15 protein-coding genes and 2 tRNA genes are annotated in these 18438 nt (G+C 61.5%); 10 read left to right on the top strand and 7 right to left on the bottom strand.

What is annotated here, in order from left to right; translation table 11 throughout:
- Positions 1-38 precede the first annotated feature (38 nt).
- Entirely contained in the window at positions 39-1055 is a 1017-nt protein-coding gene (locus tag ACZ9HU_RS10500) for a 2-hydroxyacid dehydrogenase (RefSeq protein ID WP_476104766.1), read from the top strand.
- A gap of 210 nt (positions 1056-1265) precedes the next feature.
- Here the strand turns inward: ACZ9HU_RS10500 and recG are convergent, their stop codons facing one another.
- Complete coding sequence (gene recG / locus ACZ9HU_RS10495; protein WP_476104765.1) at positions 1266-3323, bottom strand: ATP-dependent DNA helicase RecG; 2058 nt, start codon at positions 3321-3323, stop codon at positions 1266-1268.
- A 144-nt stretch (positions 3324-3467) separates the two neighbouring features.
- Between recG and ACZ9HU_RS10490 the strand changes: the two genes are divergently transcribed.
- From ACZ9HU_RS10490 to mfd, 3 genes are all read left to right on the top strand, one after another.
- Positions 3468-3854 (top strand): host attachment protein, encoded by a 387-nt coding sequence (locus tag ACZ9HU_RS10490; protein WP_476104764.1) that lies wholly within the window; start codon positions 3468-3470, stop codon positions 3852-3854.
- Between the two features lie 61 nt (positions 3855-3915).
- The gene (locus ACZ9HU_RS10485; RefSeq protein WP_476104762.1) at positions 3916-4200 is read left to right on the top strand and encodes an FAD assembly factor SdhE; all 285 of its coding nucleotides are present in this window, start codon (positions 3916-3918) and stop codon (positions 4198-4200) included.
- 159 nt (positions 4201-4359) lie between these two features.
- Positions 4360-7854 carry a transcription-repair coupling factor gene (mfd, locus tag ACZ9HU_RS10480; RefSeq protein ID WP_476104760.1) on the top strand — a complete coding sequence of 1165 codons (3495 nt, stop codon included), beginning with the start codon at positions 4360-4362 and terminating at the stop codon, positions 7852-7854.
- Between the two features lie 216 nt (positions 7855-8070).
- Here the strand turns inward: mfd and ACZ9HU_RS10475 are convergent, their stop codons facing one another.
- Together ACZ9HU_RS10475 and ACZ9HU_RS10470 are read right to left on the bottom strand one after the other, a co-directional pair.
- Positions 8071-8532: a cache domain-containing protein gene (locus ACZ9HU_RS10475; RefSeq protein ID WP_476104758.1), complete on the bottom strand. Its 462-nt coding sequence runs from the start codon at positions 8530-8532 to the stop codon at positions 8071-8073.
- Between the two features lie 135 nt (positions 8533-8667).
- The gene (locus ACZ9HU_RS10470; RefSeq protein ID WP_476104756.1) at positions 8668-10044 is read right to left on the bottom strand and encodes an EAL domain-containing protein; all 1377 of its coding nucleotides are present in this window, start codon (positions 10042-10044) and stop codon (positions 8668-8670) included.
- A 173-nt stretch (positions 10045-10217) separates the two neighbouring features.
- Between ACZ9HU_RS10470 and ACZ9HU_RS10465 the strand changes: the two genes are divergently transcribed.
- The 5 genes from ACZ9HU_RS10465 to ACZ9HU_RS10445 all read left to right on the top strand — a co-directional run bounded on the left by ACZ9HU_RS10465 (position 10218) and on the right by ACZ9HU_RS10445 (position 12538).
- Positions 10218-10997 carry an NAD kinase gene (locus ACZ9HU_RS10465; RefSeq protein WP_476104755.1) on the top strand — a complete coding sequence of 260 codons (780 nt, stop codon included), beginning with the start codon at positions 10218-10220 and terminating at the stop codon, positions 10995-10997.
- 136 nt (positions 10998-11133) lie between these two features.
- Positions 11134-11208, top strand: a tRNA-Asn gene (locus ACZ9HU_RS10460).
- Positions 11209-11274: 66 nt separating this feature from the next.
- Positions 11275-11349 (top strand) — tRNA-Asn (locus ACZ9HU_RS10455).
- Between the two features lie 154 nt (positions 11350-11503).
- Positions 11504-12013 carry a hypothetical protein gene (locus ACZ9HU_RS10450; RefSeq protein WP_476104754.1) on the top strand — a complete coding sequence of 170 codons (510 nt, stop codon included), beginning with the start codon at positions 11504-11506 and terminating at the stop codon, positions 12011-12013.
- Between the two features lie 123 nt (positions 12014-12136).
- Positions 12137-12538: a hypothetical protein gene (locus ACZ9HU_RS10445; protein ID WP_476104753.1), complete on the top strand. Its 402-nt coding sequence runs from the start codon at positions 12137-12139 to the stop codon at positions 12536-12538.
- 91 nt (positions 12539-12629) lie between these two features.
- Here the strand turns inward: ACZ9HU_RS10445 and ACZ9HU_RS10440 are convergent, their stop codons facing one another.
- The 4 genes from ACZ9HU_RS10440 to ACZ9HU_RS10425 form a co-directional block, all read right to left on the bottom strand.
- Positions 12630-13301: a PilZ domain-containing protein gene (locus ACZ9HU_RS10440; protein ID WP_476104751.1), complete on the bottom strand. Its 672-nt coding sequence runs from the start codon at positions 13299-13301 to the stop codon at positions 12630-12632.
- A gap of 274 nt (positions 13302-13575) precedes the next feature.
- Entirely contained in the window at positions 13576-16275 is a 2700-nt protein-coding gene (gene secA / locus ACZ9HU_RS10435) for a preprotein translocase subunit SecA (RefSeq protein WP_476104750.1), read from the bottom strand.
- Between the two features lie 93 nt (positions 16276-16368).
- The gene (locus ACZ9HU_RS10430) at positions 16369-16641 is read right to left on the bottom strand and encodes a hypothetical protein (RefSeq protein ID WP_476104748.1); all 273 of its coding nucleotides are present in this window, start codon (positions 16639-16641) and stop codon (positions 16369-16371) included.
- 33 nt (positions 16642-16674) lie between these two features.
- Entirely contained in the window at positions 16675-17316 is a 642-nt protein-coding gene (locus ACZ9HU_RS10425; protein ID WP_476104747.1) for an energy transducer TonB, read from the bottom strand.
- Positions 17317-17415: 99 nt separating this feature from the next.
- Between ACZ9HU_RS10425 and ACZ9HU_RS10420 the strand changes: the two genes are divergently transcribed.
- The gene (locus tag ACZ9HU_RS10420; RefSeq protein ID WP_476104746.1) at positions 17416-18435 is read left to right on the top strand and encodes an acyltransferase family protein; all 1020 of its coding nucleotides are present in this window, start codon (positions 17416-17418) and stop codon (positions 18433-18435) included.
- The last annotated feature ends 3 nt before the right edge of the window (positions 18436-18438 follow it).

The raw sequence follows: 18438 nt of genomic DNA, 5'->3' as shown, positions 1-18438 counted from the left end.
GCATGATTGCACCATTTTCAACTGCAAAACAAAATTTCATGCTGCAAACGCGAGCTATCCATGGCATTGCGGCGGGGCGTTCCATGGGAAAAACCATGCAAAATAAAGATATACTGATTACCGCCCCAATGATGCCCTTGGTCATTGCCCAATTGGGCAATCGATTTACCACCCATCACTTGTGGGAGGCTTCGGACAAAGAAGCATTCCTGCGCGAAGTTGGGCCGCGAATTCGTGGAATTGCCACCTCGACACTGTACGGTCGGGTGGGCGAAGACCTGCTCAACCATCTGCCCAAGGCCGAAATCATCGCCAGTTTTGGCGTGGGCTATGACAATATTGATGTCGATGCCGCCCTTGCCCGTCGCGTTGTCGTCACCAACACGCCCGGCGTCCTGACCGAGGAAACCGCCGATCTGGCGCTGGGCCTCCTCCTTGCCACGATTCGCCAGATCCCGGCGGCCGAGCGCCATTTGCGCACCGGACAATGGCTGGAACGGTCCTTTCCATTGTCCGCATCGCTGCGCAGTCGCCGCGTCGGCATCCTTGGCCTTGGCGACATTGGCAAGGCGGTGGCACGGCGCCTCGAAGGCTTTGCGGTCGACATCGCCTATTGCGGGCGCAAGCCGCAGGACGTGCCTTACGCCTATTACCCCACGCCTCTGGCTTTGGCCAAGGCGGTCGATGTGCTGATCGTGCTGATCCCCGGCGGGGCGGCAACGCGTCACACGGTAAACGCACAGGTGCTGGAGGCACTCGGCCCGGGCGGCATCCTGATCAACGTGGCGCGCGGCAGCGTGGTCGATACGCAGGCCCTGATCGCGGCGCTGCGCGAAGGCAAAATCCTGACCGCGGGCCTTGATGTGTTCGAGGATGAACCGCGAGTTCCGCAAGAGTTGATCGACCATCCGGGGCTTGTCCTGTTGCCGCATATCGGATCAGGTTCGGTACGCACCCGCGAGGCGATGGGGCAACTGGTGGTGGATAATCTGGTCAGCTGGTTTTCGGGCAAGGGCGCGTTGACGCCGGTGGCCGAGGTTTTGGGGATTTTATAGGGGGGTTTTGCCTCCGGCGGGCAAGGGACTTGTCCCTTTGCAATCCCGTTACTGGGGTCGCACTTTGTCGGCCACGAAACACCATTTCCGCGAAACGGCTTAATTTATAGCCTCCGGCGGTGAAACCTTGCGCCATCCAATCAGCGAGGCGTAACGCTGACAATATCGGGATTGTTAAGGGCCCCCGCCCTTAACCCGCCGAAGGCAAAACTATCCGCCCCGCAACAATTGCACACCCCAATCCCGCTCAAACAGATAGAGCAACACACGTGCCGCTGCACCTCGCTCGCCCGTCAATCCCCCATCCCGCTCGATCAGCAAGCGGGCGTCATCATGCGCGATCGGCAACAGACGCGTAATCTGATCCAACGAGGCCACGCGAAACGGCGTATCCCCCGACTGGCGCGTGCCCAGCAATTCGCCCCCGCCGCGCAAACGCAAATCCTCCTCGGCCAGCCGAAAGCCATCCTGCGTTTCGCGCATCAGCGCCAGTCTTTCGCGAGAAACCTCCGAAAGCGTTTCCCCGCGCAGGAGCAAACAGGTCGATTTCTCGCTGCCCCGCCCCACGCGCCCGCGCAACTGATGCAATTGGGCCAACCCAAACCGCTCGGCCTGCTCAATCACCATCAGCGTGGCGTTGGGCACGTCCACACCCACCTCAATCACCGTGGTTGCCACCAGCAATTTCGCCTGCCCGCTGGCAAAACGTTCCATCGCGGCGTCTTTCTGCTCAGGCTTCATCTGGCCATGGACCAGCACGGCATCCTCGCCAAAACGCAACGAGAGCATCTCGTGCCGCTCCTCGGCAGCGGCAAGGTCGGCCACCTCGCTCTCGCGCACCATGGGGCAAACCCAATAGGCCTGCTGGCCAGTGGCGAAATGGCGGGCCAAGGCTTCGACCACATCGCCCAAGCGTTCCTGCGCCACCACGCGCGTGTCGATCGCCTGACGCCCCGGCGGCAATTCGTCCAGACGGCTCACATCCATCTCGCCATATTGCGCCAGCGTCAACGTGCGCGGGATCGGCGTGGCGGTCATGGCCAGGCAATGCGTGCCCTTGCCCTTTTGCGTCAGCATCAGGCGCTGTCCCACGCCAAAGCGGTGCTGTTCGTCAATCACCACAAGGCCCAGATTGCGATAGACCACCGCGTCCTGAAAGATCGCATGGGTGCCGATCACGATGTCGATACTGCCATCCATCAATCCCATCAGGATCGATTCGCGCGCGCGGCCTTTGTCCCGCCCGGTATAGAGCGCGATGTTGACACCTGTGGGCGCGGCCATCCGGCGCAACGTCTCAAAATGCTGACGCGCAAGGATTTCGGTCGGGGCCAGCAAGGCCCCCTGCGCCCCCGCCTCCACCGCGATCAGCAGGCTTTCGAGCGCCACCACGGTCTTGCCTGACCCGACATCGCCCTGAAGCAGACGCAGCATGGGCGCCGATTGCGCCAGATCGCCCTCAATCTCGGCAATCGCCCTGCTCTGCGCCCCGGTAAGAGCAAAGGGCAGTTTCAACGCCCCGCGCAACCGCCCATCCCCGCGTAGAGCCTGCCCCTGCGCCCGGCGATTGCTGGCCCGCACCAACATCAACGCCAGAGAATTGGCCAGCAATTCGTCATAGGCCAGCCGGTCGCGCGCCTCCTTGTGCTCGTCCCTGTGCGCCTGCGTCAAAGCCTCACGCCAGCGCGGCCAGTTCATGCGGTCCACAACGCCCGGCTCGCACCATTCGGGCAATTCGGGCGCATGGGTCAGCGCCTGTTGCACCAGCGCCGCCATGCGGCCCTGTGTCAGACCGTCCGACAATGGATAGATCGCCTCGGCCAGTTGTCCCAGCATGGCCGCGCCTTCCGGGTTCACATGGTCGGGATGGACGATTTGCAAATTCGCCCCGAACTGATCCAGCCGCCCGGCCACCCAGCGCTTCTCGCCCAAAGGCAATTGTTTTTTCGCCCAGCCCGCATTGCGCCCGAAATAGGCCAGCGTGCAAAGATTGCCCTTCGCATCTTCGGCCATCACGCGGAACGGCGCCTTGGGCGATGGCCCGCCACGATATTCCACCGGGGTCAGCGCCACCACGACCTGCTCGCCCACGCTGCCCTCGTCCAGATCGGAGATGGCGCGGCGATGCACGAAACGGTCCGGCAGGTGATAGATGAAATCACGGATCCGTTTCAGCCCCAGCTTTTCGAGCGGACGGGCCAAGTTCGGCCCTACACCTTTGAGGCCATCGGCCTCGACAAACAGGGGGTTGAGCAAATCGGGACGCATGCACAGGCTATTAGCGCATGGAACAAAACGTGCCACTCCTCAATTTTGTCGCGCCCGATTTGACCTTGCGCATGGAATGGCGCGGCAAATCGGCCTTGGGTGCCCTTACCGGCCGACAACACCGGCCGGATAAAGGAGACAAAGATGCTTCTGCCCCATGGTACAGTGATCGCCGTGATTGACGCCCGCAATTTCCGCCTGTTCCGCAATACCGGCGATGAAGCCAGCCCGGAACTGGCCGAAACCGATGCGCCGCGTCTGGACACGCACAACCATTCGGGCGGCAGCCATCACGGCTCGACCATCACCATGGCCCATGACGCCCATGCCACCGCCGCCATCGAATATCTGGCACAGGAGGTTCAGAGCCGCCGCATCGAACACCTCGTGGTGATTGCCGCCCCGCGCAGCCTTGGCGAATTGCGCAAGGCCTATACCAAAGGGCTGGAGGCTGCGCTGCTGGGTGAATTGGCCAAGGATCTGGGCGAGGCAAAGGCGCCCGAAATTCTGGCCCATCTTCGCGGGAAGTGACGGCAAAAGGGGTCGCATCAGGCATTGATCTGCGGCCCCGCCTGCCCTAACCGAGGCACCCATGACCGACTCTATTGACCCCGCCCGCGAAGCCCGCCTCAAGCGCCTGCACTATCGCGCATGGCATCGCGGCACGCGTGAGGCCGATTACATGATCGGCGGCTTCTTCGACGCTTTCCACGCCAAATGGGACGAGGAAGAACTCGTCTGGTTTGAAAAGCTGATCGATGAAGAAGACGTCGACATCCTCGGCTGGGCGCTCGGATCGCTGTCCACCCCGGCCGAATATGAAGGGCCGATGATGGTGGCTTTGAAAAAGCTGGATTACGTCGATATTCCACGTTGATGCGCGGATGACGGGGTAAGGCGAAGGTGATGACTCTCGCACCTTCCCTTTCATACCTCTTCAAACTCCCCTAAAGGCCCGGCAACCCACGCCCCCGCCCACCGAATCGGTGCGGCGGGCAATTGCTGTTGCTTGGTGCTGTTTGGACACGGATTAGACATGGCTGATATCTCCCGCATTCTTGGCGCAAGCGCCCCCCTGACGCTGGCGGGTCTGTCGCGCGGCAGCCAGCCTTTGGTGCTGGCCGATCTGGCGCGGGCGGTGGCGCATAAGGGGGGCCGGGCGGTGTTTGTGGCGGCGGATGAAGCCGCTATGCGATCCATCGCCGATGTTGCTCCGGTCTTTGCGCCAGAGCTGGAGGTCATTGAATTTCCCGCATGGGACTGCCTGCCCTATGACCGGGCCAGTCCGGCATTGTCGGTATCCTCGCGCCGTCTGGCGGCTCTCCACCGCTTGCAACAACCGGCAAAGACCCCGCAATTGCTGGTCACGACGATTGCGGCGGTGCTGCAACGCGTGCTCACGCCCTTTCGCATTCGGGAATCGGTGCGCCTGCTCAAATCCGGGGCCGAGGTTGGGCGTGAAACGCTGACCGGGCTGCTGTCGCGTGCGGGCTATGCGCGGACCGATACGGTGGCGGATGCGGGCGAATATGCGGTGCGTGGTTCGATCTTCGACATTTTCCCCTCGGGGCTGGAACATGGCCTGCGCCTCGATTTCTTTGGCGATGAAATCGAGACCCTGCGCCTGTTCGACCCCAACACGCAGCGTACCGTGGGTACGGTGGACCAACACCTGCTGCTGCCCGCCAGCGAGGCGATGCTGGAGGACGCCACCGTCAAACGTTTCCGCACCCGGTACCGCGAGATGTTCGGCGCGACGGCCACATCCGATCCGCTATATCAGGCTATTTCCGATGGCCGCCGTCTGGCCGGGATGGAACATTGGTTGCCGCTGCTCGAAGACCGGCTGGTCACGATCTTTGACCATCTGGCGTCCAGCGACCTTTTGATCATCGACGCATCGGCCAGCCATTCGGCCGAAGAGCGCCTGACCGACATTGCCGACTATTATGCGGCGCGGCGCGATACCGCGGCCAAGGCTCCGGGTGCCTATCGTCCGCTCGAACCGGCCTCGCTTTACCTGACGCAGGATGAATTGTCCGCGCGGCTTGCCGCATGGCCCGCCCACCGCGCCGAACCTTTCCCCCAGCCCGATGGCGCGGCCACCGTCGATTTCGCCTTTGGCAATGCCCGCGATTTTGCCCCCGAACGCGCACGCGGCGACAATGCCTATGAGGCCGCCGCGCGGCACCTGCTGACCGCCGCACGTTCGGGCCGCCGCGCCATCCTCGCCGCTTACTCCACGGGCAGCCGGGCGCGTATCACCTCGATCCTGGCCGAGGCGCAATCGCCCGGACCCACGCTGGCCGACAATTGGCAAGAAGCGCTGGGCATTGCCGGGACCGGGCGCGTGGCGGCCATCGTGTTGCCGCTCGACACCGGCTTTGCCAATGCGGATATCGAACTTGTCACCGAGCAGGACCTGCTGGGCGACCGTCTGGTCCGCCGCAAAAAGAAGAAGAAATCCGCCGACGCTTTCCTTGCCGAACTGGCCGCCCTGACGCCGGGCGATCTGGTCGTGCATATGGAGCATGGGATCGGGCGCTATGAAGGGTTGCAGTCGATCCCTGTCGGCGGGTCGGCGCATGACTGCGTGATGCTCACCTATGCCGGTGGCGACAAGCTCTATGTCCCGGTGGAAAATCTCGACGTGCTCTCGCGCTTTGGGTCTGAATCCGAAGGTGTTTCGCTCGACAAGCTGGGCGGCGAAGGGTGGCAGAAGCGGCGCGCCAAGCTGCGCGAACGTATCCGCGAGATCGCGCATGAATTGCTGAAGACCGCCGCCCTGCGCGCACTGCGCACCGCGCCTGCACTGCTGTCCGATCCGGCCAGCTATGATCCGTTCTGCGACCGCTTCCCTTGGCAGGAGACGGAAGATCAGGAAGCGGCGATTTCCGATGTCATCGAAGATCTGGCCAGTGGTCGCCCGATGGATCGCCTCGTCTGCGGCGACGTCGGTTTTGGCAAGACCGAAGTGGCGTTGCGCGCCGCCTTCGTCGCGGCCATGGCGGGGCAACAGGTGGCCGTGGTCGCGCCCACAACCTTGCTGGCGCGCCAACACCACAAGGGCTTTACCGAACGTTTTGCAGGTTTCCCGCTCAACGTGGGCCGCCTCTCGCGCCTCGTGCCCGACAAGGAGGCCAGCCTGACCCGTGCGGGGCTGGAGGATGGCACGGTCGATATTGTGGTCGGCACCCACGCGCTGCTGGCCAAAAACGTGAAGTTCAAGAATCTGGGCCTTGTCATTGTGGACGAGGAGCAGCGTTTCGGCGTCAACCACAAGGAGCGTTTGAAGCAATTGCGCGCCGATGTGCATATGCTAACGCTGACCGCGACGCCCATTCCGCGCACGTTGCAGATGGCCATGTCGGGGCTGCGTGAACTTTCCACCATCCAGACCCCGCCGGTCGACCGCCTTGCCGTGCGCACCTATGTGATGGAATGGGACGAGGTGGTGATGCGCGAGGCGCTCCTGCGCGAACATCATCGCGGCGGGCAGAGCTTTATCGTCGTGCCGCGCATTTCGGACATGGCCGAGATCGAGGACTGGCTGCACGCCGCCGTGCCGGAGGTCAAATATATCTCCGCCCATGGCCAGATGTCGGCCAGCGAGGTCGAGGAGCGGATGAGCGCGTTTTATGAGCGGCGCTATGACGTGCTGCTCTCCACGACCATTGTTGAAAGCGGGATCGACATTCCATCGGCCAACACGATCATTATCCACCGCGCGGATCGGTTTGGTCTGGCGCAATTGTATCAGTTGCGCGGGCGCGTGGGGCGCTCGAAACTGCGGGCCTATGCCTATCTGACCACGCCGGGCGGGCGGGCGCTGAATGAGACGGCGGAAAAGCGGTTGAAGGTGCTGGGCGATCTCGACAGCCTTGGCGCAGGGTTCCAGTTGGCCAGCCACGATCTCGACATTCGCGGCGCGGGCAATCTGCTGGGCGATGAGCAATCGGGCCATATCCGCGAGGTGGGCTTCGAACTCTATCAATCCATGCTGGAGGACGCGATTCTGGCCGCCAAGGCGGGCGATTACGGGCTGGAGCGCGAAAGCACCAAGGGCCTCTCGCCCCAGATCACGGTCGATGCGCCGATCATGATCCCCGAGGATTACGTCCCCGATCTGGCCGTGCGCATGGCGCTCTATCGCCGGTTGAACGATGCCGAAGACACGCGCGAGGTCGAAGCCCTGTCCGCCGAAATGATCGACCGTTTTGGGCCGCTGCCCAGCGCCACCGAGAACCTCATCCAGCTTATCCAGATCAAGCGCCAAGCCATCGAGGCCCATATCGCCAAGATCGACGTGGGGCCGCGCGGCACGCTGGTCGCGTTCCACAATGACAACTTCCCCGATCCGGCGGGGCTGTTCGCCTATGTCGAGCGTGTCGGCGGCGTGATCAAGCTGCGGCCCGATTCCAAGCTGGTGGTCCAGCGCGTGTGGGGCGATCCCAAGGCGCGTTTGAACGGGCTGTTCCAGCTGACCAAGGGGCTCAGCGCTGTGGCGCGTAAGGGGAAGAAGAAGGGTTAAGGGGTATGCCTCCGGCGGGTTAAGGGACATCGTCCCTTAACAATCCCGTTTTGGGGTGGCGCTTCCTTGGCCAAGAAGCGCCCGTCCGCGAAGCGGTTTTATAGCCTGCGGCGCGGCGGGGTTGCGCTTTGGGTGAACCCATGGCGCAACGCTGGCAGTATCGGGATTGTTAAGGGCCCCCGCCCTTAACCCGCCGGAGGCCCCAACCCCTAACACTCACCCCTTATAATACCCCACCCCCACGATATGATCCCCCACCCGGCGGATCAGCGAGACCTTATGCTCGACCCGATTGTCCGCACGGTTGAGCCAGACGTAATCGACCTTGCCCTGCGGCTGATCTTTCACGGCGGCGATCATGGCCTGAACCAGAGGCTTGCCCTCGGCGTCGGTCATGTCGATGGCCGGCGTGCCGACCAGTTGGGGGTTGGCGCCGGTGGCTTCGTAAACGCCCTTGGCGCTGAAGACGAAGACGTAGAGGTCTTTGTTCTTGAAGCCGCCCTTGGGGTCGTTGAATTCGGCAAAGGCCTTGGCGGGGCCGACGGTGCCGACTTCGGCCACGGCGCGGTCCAACAGGCCCTGCGCCTCTTGTGAATTGCCGTGGGGACCGGCCATGGCAACAGCGGGCAAAGCCAACAGCACAGGAGCCAGCAGCAGGCGGGCAAGGTAGTTCTTCATAAGAGCCTCCATCATCGGCATCGATGAAGGCCGTTTCGCGCAAAATGCCGCCGCCGTCGTGGAGGCAGATCAAGCCCGCGGGGCGTTTTGTCTTTGACCAAAGGGACAAGGCCGCCCGTCAGCAGGGTATGAGGATCACCCCCGCACCAGCGCGAGAAAGGCCCTTTCCGGCATGGGTTGTGCCCGGACAAAGCCTTGATAGCTGGAGCAACCTTCGCGCGCGACGGTCAGGCGCTGCGCCTCGGTTTCGATACCCTCTGCCACGACATCCAGGTCGAGCGCCTTGGCCATGGCCACAATCGCACGCAACACGGCAAGGTCGCGCGGGTCTTCGGTAATGCCATCGACCATCGACCGGTCGAGTTTGAGGTAATGCAGCGGCAGCGTTTTCAAATAATGGAAGTTACAAAACCCCGCCCCGAAATCATCCAGCGCAATACGGATACCCAACCGCGCCAGATCGGACAGCGAACGTTCCGCCAAAGTCATGTCTGCCACCAGCACCTGCTCGGTCACCTCCAGCGTCAGCCGGTCGGTGGGAAAGCCGGTCTTGCCCAGCGCCTTGCCCAGATCGAAGGTAAAGCTGCCCGCCGCGAGATCGGCGGCTGTGACGTTGAGCGACAGGCGCAGATCCCCCGGCCAAGCCGATGCCGCCTTTAACGCGGTTTCGGCGATATGACGCGACAGAGGCGCCAGGTGATCGGCCCGGTCGGCAATGGCAAACAAAGCCGCCGCCCCGATCCGCCCCAGTTTCGGGTGATTCCACCGGGCCAGAGCCTCCGCGCCGGAGAGATGTTCGTTGCCATCCTCGTCCAGCGCGAATTGAGGTTGGTAATGAACCTCGATCTCGCCCTTGTCGATGGCGTGGAGGAGGTCGGCCTCCAATTGCGCGGCGGTACGGCCCGCCCGGTTGGTTTCGCCATCGACCCACACCACGCGGCGGGCGACATCGCGCTGCGCCACGGCAAGGGTCTGGGCCAGTCGGTCCATCGCGCTTTCAGCGCTTTCCCCCACCAGCACGCGGAGCAAGGCAATGCGAGGAGACAAGCGCAACGTACCAACGCGGCGCTGAATCGGCTGGGCAATCCGGTCGGCCAATTGATCGGCAAAGGCATGCCAGCGTTCGCGGCTGCACGCTTCGTCCACGATCAACAGGAATGTCCCCCCCGGCCCGCGCGCGGCGAACCATGGGCCATTGAGCCCTTCGCCCGCCAATCGGGCAAGGCGCGTCGCCACCTCAATCAGCGCGCCGTCCCCGGTCGCCTCGCCATAGGCCAGATTGATGGTTTCAAAGCGGCGGATGCCGATCAGCATGGCGTGGACGCGGGGAATGCCCCCACCCGTTTCGGCCGCCGATTTGCCCTGCTCCACCCATTCGGTCAGCCGCGCCCGCGCCGCGTCCAGCGTCAGCAATCCGGTCAAAGGATCGCGGGCGGCGTCATCGTCACCCTGCATGACAGCGGGGATGATGCCATTGGGCAAATCGTGGCGAAATGGCATCGGTGCTTTCACGCTGTTTGTTCAAACCGGGTTTTAACATAACTGACAAGCTCTTGCCAAAGTGTTCCCGCCATGCGGTCTAATCACAAAGCCCATACTGGCAATTGTCAAAAACCGCGCCTATGACGCCGGTAAGGGCGCGCCATCAGCCCGGCAATCAACTTTGCGGAGCGGAATTTTCGGCAATGACAGAAGAATTGCGCCTGGCGCTGGTGGTATCGGACACGCCCAAGGCGATGGCGGCGGCCGAGGTTATGGCCAATGACCACCCATGGGTGCCGTTGGAAGAAGCCGATGTGGTGGTGGTTCTGGGCGGCGACGGCTTTATGTTGACGGTGCTGCACCGGATGCTGGATGCGGGGCGGGTGATCCCGGCTTACGGCCTCAACCACGGCACGGTGGGCTTTATGATGAACAAGCCCAAATCGACCAAGCATATTGCCACCCGCGTCGCCAAGGCGAGCAAGCTGGCGGTGGCCCCGCTGGAGATGACCTGCACCACATGGGCGGGCGAGACGCAGCATTTTTACGCCATCAACGAAGTCTCGCTGCTGCGTGAAACGCGCCAGACAGCCAAGATCGAGATTTCGGTCAATGGCAAGGTGCGTCTGGCCGAATTGGCGTGCGACGGCATCCTTGTGGCAACGCCTGCCGGATCGACGGCCTATAACCTGTCGGCCAATGGCCCGATCCTGCCCATGGGCAGCGGCATTCTGGCACTGACCCCGATCAGCCCGTTCCGCCCACGCCGGTGGAAGGGCGCGATCATCAAGGACAATGCCACGGTCGAATTCCGCGTTCTGGAACCCGACAAGCGCCCAGTGGCGGCCGTGGCCGACCAAAAGGAAGTGCGCGACATCGCCCATGTGCGCGTATCGGCCAACCGCGAACATTCGCTGACCTTGCTGTTCGACCGGCATTCGAGTCTGGACGAGCGAATCTTTGCGGAACAGTTCCAGGTTTGAGGATTCGGCCCACACCCGATTAAATCGACCGAGTTTTCCACACCATAGACAAAAAAATTTGATCCTGCGCCAATGCGGGCTTGTCAAAGCCGGACAAGATGGTATTGGCGCGCACCTGCCCGGTTCGCCGGGCTGCTCCCTGATAGCTCAGCGGTAGAGCTCTCGACTGTTAATCGAGCGGCCGTAGGTTCGAATCCTACTCAGGGAGCCATTTCATCCTCGGACATATGTCCGGCATGATGAAAGACCGCATAAACGCCCGGCATCGCCGGCCCGTTCCCTGATAGCTCAGCGGTAGAGCTCTCGACTGTTAATCGAGCGGCCGTAGGTTCGAATCCTACTCAGGGAGCCATGCGGCCCAGCCCAAGCGGCAAGAAACGCGCTGAACCTAGGTGTTTATACTAGGTGTTTGAAAAACAGCCTTAATTTACCTTCACCCCGTTTTGCAGCGCCTATTTAACGCGCCATCACGCATAGGTTTGATCCTGCTTCAGCAAGGACGACCAATGCCTTCGCAATCCCTCAAATCAAATGACCTGCGCAATCTGGCCCTGTGGCGTCCGGGTTATCTGTTTCTGCTGCTGGTCGCCATCGGGGGCGGTACGGCGGCGGTGCGCACCTATGAGGCCAGCAAACATTTCGTCGAGGGCAGCGTGCAGGTCGAAACCGACGGCACATCGGGCGCGATCGAAGATGGCGAACTTGTGCTCAAATTGCCGCTTAAAGTGTTTAACGGCACGGATTCCACCGTCACATCGGTCGACATGTGGGTCGATGCCTATGCCTGTCCGCGCCTGATGTCGCCGCAAGGAGATTGCACCCGATTGCATTCGAGTGAGCAACGCGTGGCTCTGCACGTCGCCGCCGGTTCAAGCAGCAGCGATAATGCGGAAATTCGTGCCGACCTGCCCAAAGATGTCGCGGGCGACTTTATTCGCGTCAAACGGCGCATGATCGGTATAACCAGCGATGTCGAAGACGCCGAGCGTCAGTTTCTGGAACAGTATGACAAGTAACCAACCACCAATCGTCAACGCCATAGGGGTTTTTGCCCGGCGGACTGCCTAATTCAAAATAACCAAACTATCAGCGATTGCGTCTAGACTGATGGCCTGTTCCCGCCTTTCCGAGGACCTGCCATGTCCACGCTCGCGCTTACTCAATGTTGGTACACCCGCGAACATCATCCCGCCCACAAACCCCGCGACCGTGTCGATGGCGCCTTTTATGCGCAATGCCGCCATTGCCGCCGCGCGATTTTCAGCATCGACGGCAATATGTGGCACATCGACGGCGGCTTTAATGTCGAAACCCTGGGTGATGCGGCCACATCGTTCCTCTCGATCGATGATCCCGACGAAGGCATGACCATCGCACGCATCCCGATCAGCCCGGCCGCCAGCGAGGAGGATGTCGACGCGCTGATCGATCAGGTCCGCAAAGATTATGCGATTGGCGAGGAAGGGACGAGCCTGATCCTGCGCGATCATCGCCATCACAAACCCCGCCGGGTCAAAAAGGTGTTGCGCGGCGTTTCCTAGGCCCGGCAGGGACACAAAAAGGCCCGGCAAGCGCTCTGGAGATGCTTGCCGGGCCTTTTTGCGTGAGAAGCCGTTAAATCGACAAATATCCTCAGCAGGCCGCGCGCAAACGCCCCTTGGGGTCATGGCCATCGCCCTCGTGCATCTTGGCCATGTTCTGGGCCAATTCCTCCATCAGGAAACCGCGGTCGAACACCAGGCCGTGACGGGGCTGTTGGCGCCACACGACCTTGGCGTGAAGCGGGGGGAAGCCAAAGGTTTCAACCCGCACCGACTGGCGCAGCATCAGGCGTTCGGGGCATTCGATACAGGCGCCCTGTTGCGAAATATCGCGCAACATCGCGCGGATCTGCTGGCTGCCCGAAAAGATGATGGCTTCGGCGTCGGTCTTAAGACGAATCTGGCGCTTTGGATAAAGGCCACATTTGTCATCAAGCAGACGCTGAACATTGATCATGTCAAAGAAGCGGAAACCGGCATGGTCATCGCGATTCCACATCAATTCCATGGGAAAGCGTTCGCCGCTCGACGTTTCCAGCGCAATCGAGCTGAACGGCGGCAGGGCGTGGAACACGCGCACCTTGCACCCGGTTGCCGACGCGTCGCGCAAAACGCAAAGATATTCACGCCCGTCGATGATCAGCTTGGCCGATCGGACCAGCAACGTGAAACGCGGCGCTCCGCGCAATTCCGCACCAGAGACTTGCCCGACCTCTGGCGCCGGGGGCGCTGCCATTTCGGTACGGAAGAAGTCTTGACTCACCGGTCGGTCCACCTGCGAAAGTTTGGCGAAGAGGGAAGAAGAGCAAGCCCGCCTTCCCAAGGTTTGCCCCCTATATATTGCAGGAAATGGTAAAGCGGTTATGAACAAGCCGTCAGCAATAGCCGATAGGTACGAAATGTAGCCGTTTAGCGGGGGCAAAACCCTGCTACATGGTTAATTTTCAAAGCATACAGATTTTTGCATTGCAGGCCATTTGCACCGCCGGGCCGCCTTGCGAAGGGGCGCGAACATGATGTCGCGCCCCGGTCAGGCATTAAGCCACAGCCCCGTGACAATGCTTATATTTCTGGCCCGAACCACAGGGGCACGGGGCGTTACGCGACATTGTGGGGTCAATCTGGTTGGGATCGAAACCCGGCGCGGCACTCGGCAAGGCAGGGGCAATCGCATCATTCTCTCCGGTAAACGGATCGATATGCGTGGTCAGGAAATCGGGCAATTCGGGCAGCGCAGGCGCTTCGGGCTGTGCAAACTGCAATTCGGCGGTTGCAAGAATTCGCGTCACATCTTCGCGAATTTGCTCAATCATACGTTCAAAAAGACCGAAGGCTTCTTGCTTATACTCATTAATCGGCGTCTTTTGCGCATAGGCGCGAAGAAAAACGACCTGACGCAGCGCGTCGAGCGTGGCCAGATGCTCCTTCCAATGGTGGTCGAGTCGTTCCAGCAAGACGCTCTTTTCCACCTGACGCCAGATTTCGGGATCATTGCGCGACAGCTTGTCGGCCATGTGGGCGTCGGCCATTTCGGCCAGACGTTCCTCAATGGTTTCCGGCTCGATCCCGTCTTCGGCCTGAACCCAATCGGCAATCGGCGCCTCAATGCCCAGCGTAAAGCGCACGGCATTGGTCAGGCCTTCGATGTCCCAAACTTCCGGATACGAACCCGGAGGGCATGCCGTACCGACCAGCGCGTTGACCGTATCGTGGCGCATGTCATGGACAACTTCATCCATCGCCTGCGCATCCATGATGTCGGCGCGCTGTTCATAGATGACCTTGCGCTGATCATTCATCACGTCATCATATTCGACGACCTGCTTGCGCACGTCATAATTGCGCGCCTCGACCTTCTTCTGCGCCGTCTCGATGGCCTTGGACAGCCAGCGTGACCCGATCGCCTCGCCATCGGCAAGGTTGCTGTTCATCAATTTCGAGAACATCGTGTCCGGGCCAAAGATACGCAGCAGATCGTCCTCAAGGCAGAGGTAGAATTTCGACAGGCCGGGGTCGCCCTGACGGCCCGAACGGCCGCGCAACTGGTTGTCGATGCGGCGGCTTTCGTGGCGCTCTGTGCCGATCACGCAAAGTCCGCCCGCGGCCAGCACCTTTTCCTTCTCAGCGTCGATCTCAGCTTTGAATTCGGCGATCTTGGCGTCGCGCTCCGGCCCTTCGGGCATGTCGCGCAATTCATCCTCGATGCGGAATTCCAGATTGCCGCCCAGCTTGATGTCGGTGCCGCGTCCGGCCATGTTGGTGGCAATGGTGACGGCGCCCAGACGGCCCGCCTGCGCGACGATATGGGCTTCCATCTCGTGGAAACGGGCGTTCAGCACATTGTGCTTCACCCCTTCCTTGGTCAGGAATTCGCTGAGCAGTTCCGACTTTTCAATCGAAACCGTACCCACCAGCACCGGCTGACCGCTCTCATATTTCTCGCGGATCAGCTTGGCAATGGCGGCGAATTTATCGAGCGTGTTCTTATAGAACTCGTCTTCCTCGTCGATGCGCTGCACCGGAACGTTGGTGGGGATGGTCACCACGTTCATCTTGTAGATGTCGAAGAATTCGGCCGCCTCGGTCGCGGCCGTGCCGGTCATGCCGCAAAGCTTGGGATACATGCGGAAATAGTTCTGGAAGGTGATCGAGGCCATGGTCTGGTTTTCCGGCTCGATCTTGACGCCTTCCTTGGCCTCGACCGCCTGATGCAGGCCGTTGGACCAGCGGCGGCCATCCATCATGCGCCCGGTGAACTCGTCGATGATGACGACCTTGCCATCCTTGACGATGTAATCAATGTCGCGCTTGAACATGACATTGGCCTTCATCGCCTGATCCAGGTGATGGACGACCTGCGTGTTTTCAATGGCATAGAGGTTGCTGCCTTCCAGCAGCCCCGCGCCTTCCAGCAGGCGCTCGGCCTTTTCCACGCCATCCTCGGTCAGCGTGACGTTCTTGGACTTTTCATCGGCCTCAAACGTGCTGTCGTCCTTGATCAGTTCGCGCACCACCGCGTCCACCGAGACATAGAGGTCGCTCTTGTCATCGGTCGGGCCGGAAATGATCAAAGGCGTGCGCGCTTCGTCGATCAGGATCGAATCGACTTCGTCAACGATCGCGTAATTGAACGGACGGTGGACCATCTGATCACGATCATGCTTCATGTTGTCGCGCAGATAGTCAAAACCCAGCTCATTGTTGGTGGCATAGGTAATGTCGCAATTATACGCCTCGCGACGTTCGTACTCGTTAAGGTTGGGCACAATCACGCCCACCGTCAGGCCGAGGAAATTATACAGCACGCCCATCGTTTCCGCGTCGCGCCGGGCCAGATAGTCGTTGACCGTGACGACATGCACGCCCTTGCCTTCCAGCGCGTTGAGATAAACCGCCAGCGTCGCCACCAGCGTCTTGCCCTCACCCGTGCGCATTTCGGCGATTTCGCCACGGTGCAGCACGATGCCGCCGATCATCTGCACATCGAAATGGCGCATACCCATGCAACGCTTCGACGCTTCACGCACCACGGCAAAGGCTTCGGGCAGGATGTCATCCAACGTGCGCCCGCCCGCGATTTCCTCACGGAACTTGGCAGTCATGCCGCGCAATTCCTCGTCGCTCATTTCGGCCAATTGCGATTCATAGGCGCCGATCTGGCGAACAATCTTGTCGAGCGACTTTACATAACGATCATTCGACGAGCCGAAGATCGACTTGGCAAGCTTGGAAAACATGGGGAAATTCCTGAATACAGATGTGGGGCATGGGGCGCCAACCGCGGGCGCGCGCCATCAAAGCATGTCGAAAATCAAATGGGCCAACCGGCCTTATTCGTGGGCACGATCCACGCGAAGCCGCACCGAAGGCGCAGCATAGGTCAGAGGCGCGGGCGTTTGCACCGCCTCGATCAACCGGGGTTGGGCCGGGCGCGTAATTTCCCGCGCATGGGCCACGACATGGGCCGAAACCCGCGCGGCGCCTGCATCCTGCATCGTGGCGGCAATGGCGGGACGCGCGGCAAAGGCGCGCGCATCCGTTTCCGGAGCCATTGCGGCAAGACCGGAAACCAGAGCCAGAAATGATAACAGCAGCCGCAGCATGTTTGGGGATATAGGCAGGACTATTGACGACGTCTAGGGCGCAGGTTCGACGATGACCGATTGAATGATGGTAACCCGCCTGCGCACCGGATTGCCCTGCGCGTCCTTATACGGTTCGCGGAAATGCACCGCCGGACATCCATCGCCGACGACTTTCACCCGGCCCTCCATCGTTCCGGTTGCCTTTTCGACCTTGCATTCGGTTTGGCGGCCATCATTTTCGACCACGAAATGGAATTGAAACTCGCCCGGTTGCGGCACCGTGCCCGGCGGCGGCAGGACCCAGCGCGTCTGGTTCGTATAGCTGCCCGAAACAGGTTTGCCCGCATTGTCCAGCGCCGGATTGAATGTGGCGCGGGCACGGATCAAATCGCATGTTGCCCGGTCCAGCGCCGCTGAACCGCTGGTTGAAACCACCACGCAATTGGTGATCGCCCCCTTGGCATCAACACTGACCATAAAGCGGGTGGTGCCCGATTCGCCGTTCTTGACCGCCATGGCCGGATAATCACTGGTCTGGATCCAGCCGCTTGGCCCATTCTTGGGCATCGGCCCACGCGGCAGGGTTTCGGCGGGCGTAATCACCGGCGCCGGCGAAATAGCGATTGGCGGCGGCGGAGCTGCTGGATGAGCAATCGCTGCCTGTTGCAACACAATCAACATTCCAGCCAGCATAGCCAATCTCCCCAAAGCACACAAAGGCTAGGGCCAAGGCGAAGCCGAGACAAGTGTGACGCTTGCCTGACGCGCCATTCTGCCCCAAGGCGACGGCGCATGTCCAAAACCGCCTCTCCCGCCCGCCTGCCGATGCTGGATGCCCTGCGCGGGCTGGCGGCTGTGGGCGTGGTGCTGCATCATGAAGCGCCGCTCTATCATTCACCGGGCCTGTTTCCGCGCGCCTATCTGGCGGTGGATTTCTTCTTCATGCTTTCGGGCTTTGTCCTGACGCTGGCGTTCGAACCGAAATTGCGGGCGGGCATGGGCGCGGGCGACTTCATGCTCCGCCGGGTGGCGCGGTTATGGCCGGTCTTGGCGGTGGGCGTGCTGATCGGGGCGGCGTGGCGCTATACGATGGGCATGACGTGGCAATTGGGCTGGCTGACGGCGGCGGGATTGCTGCTGATCCCTTATCAGCGAGGCAAGGGCGCGTTATTTCAGCTCAACGGCCCGCAATGGTCGCTGGCCTATGAAGTGCTGGCCAATGCGGCCCATGCGCTGTTGCTGCGACGGTTGGGGAACCGGATGCTGCTGATTTTTACGCTGGCCTGCGGCGGGTTGCTGGCGGTTTGCGCCTATGACTGGGGTTCGGTCGGTCTGGGCGATACGGGGCGCAACTGGTGGGGCGGCTTTGCCCGCGTCGGCTTCGGCTATGGCCTAGGCGTATGGATGGGGCGGCAATTTGCCACCGGGCGCTGGCGTGTCACGCCATGGATGGCATGGGTCGGCGCGGCATGGGTGCCGCTGACCTTGGCGGGGCTTTCGCATGTGCCGATGGCCACGGTGCCGGGCGATCTGCTGGCGGTCTTTGGCGTATTCCCAGTGGCGCTGTGGTGCGCAGCGCAGGTTTCGCTGGGCCGGATTGGCGCGAAAGTGGCCGATGCGCTGGGGCGATTGTCCTATCCCATCTATGCCATTCACGGGCCGGTGTTGATCTGGGGCGCGTCGCTGGCGCGCAGCCATGGGGCGCAGGCGGCTGTAATCCGCCCACTCACGCTGGCCGCCGTGCTGGCGCTGGGCGCGGCGCTGGCGATCAGCCCGCTGGCCCATGGTATTCCGATACGCCGGAAAGGTTGATGT

Source organism: Novosphingobium sp. Sphag1I, assembly GCF_056279125.1.
Note: the sequence above shows the minus strand (reverse complement) of the source record. Positions and strands in the feature narration are given on the sequence as shown.

Bases quoted from the DNA above. Each gene is read 5' to 3' on its own strand.
- ACZ9HU_RS10475 (WP_476104758.1), bottom strand. From the start codon at position 8,532: ATGAAGAACTACCTTGCCCGCCTGCTGCTGGCTCCTGTGCTGTTGGCT.
- ACZ9HU_RS10445 (WP_476104753.1), top strand. From the start codon at position 12,137: ATGTCCACGCTCGCGCTTACTCAATGTTGGTACACCCGCGAACATCAT.
- ACZ9HU_RS10450 (WP_476104754.1), top strand. From the start codon at position 11,504: ATGCCTTCGCAATCCCTCAAATCAAATGACCTGCGCAATCTGGCCCTG.
- ACZ9HU_RS10420 (WP_476104746.1), top strand. From the start codon at position 17,416: ATGTCCAAAACCGCCTCTCCCGCCCGCCTGCCGATGCTGGATGCCCTG.
- ACZ9HU_RS10465 (WP_476104755.1), top strand. From the start codon at position 10,218: ATGACAGAAGAATTGCGCCTGGCGCTGGTGGTATCGGACACGCCCAAG.
- ACZ9HU_RS10490 (WP_476104764.1), top strand. From the start codon at position 3,468: ATGCTTCTGCCCCATGGTACAGTGATCGCCGTGATTGACGCCCGCAAT.
- ACZ9HU_RS10485 (WP_476104762.1), top strand. From the start codon at position 3,916: ATGACCGACTCTATTGACCCCGCCCGCGAAGCCCGCCTCAAGCGCCTG.
- ACZ9HU_RS10425 (WP_476104747.1), bottom strand. From the start codon at position 17,316: ATGCTGGCTGGAATGTTGATTGTGTTGCAACAGGCAGCGATTGCTCAT.
- secA (WP_476104750.1), bottom strand. From the start codon at position 16,275: ATGTTTTCCAAGCTTGCCAAGTCGATCTTCGGCTCGTCGAATGATCGT.
- mfd (WP_476104760.1), top strand. From the start codon at position 4,360: ATGGCTGATATCTCCCGCATTCTTGGCGCAAGCGCCCCCCTGACGCTG.
- recG (WP_476104765.1), bottom strand. From the start codon at position 3,323: ATGCGTCCCGATTTGCTCAACCCCCTGTTTGTCGAGGCCGATGGCCTC.
- ACZ9HU_RS10500 (WP_476104766.1), top strand. From the start codon at position 39: ATGCTGCAAACGCGAGCTATCCATGGCATTGCGGCGGGGCGTTCCATG.
- ACZ9HU_RS10430 (WP_476104748.1), bottom strand. From the start codon at position 16,641: ATGCTGCGGCTGCTGTTATCATTTCTGGCTCTGGTTTCCGGTCTTGCC.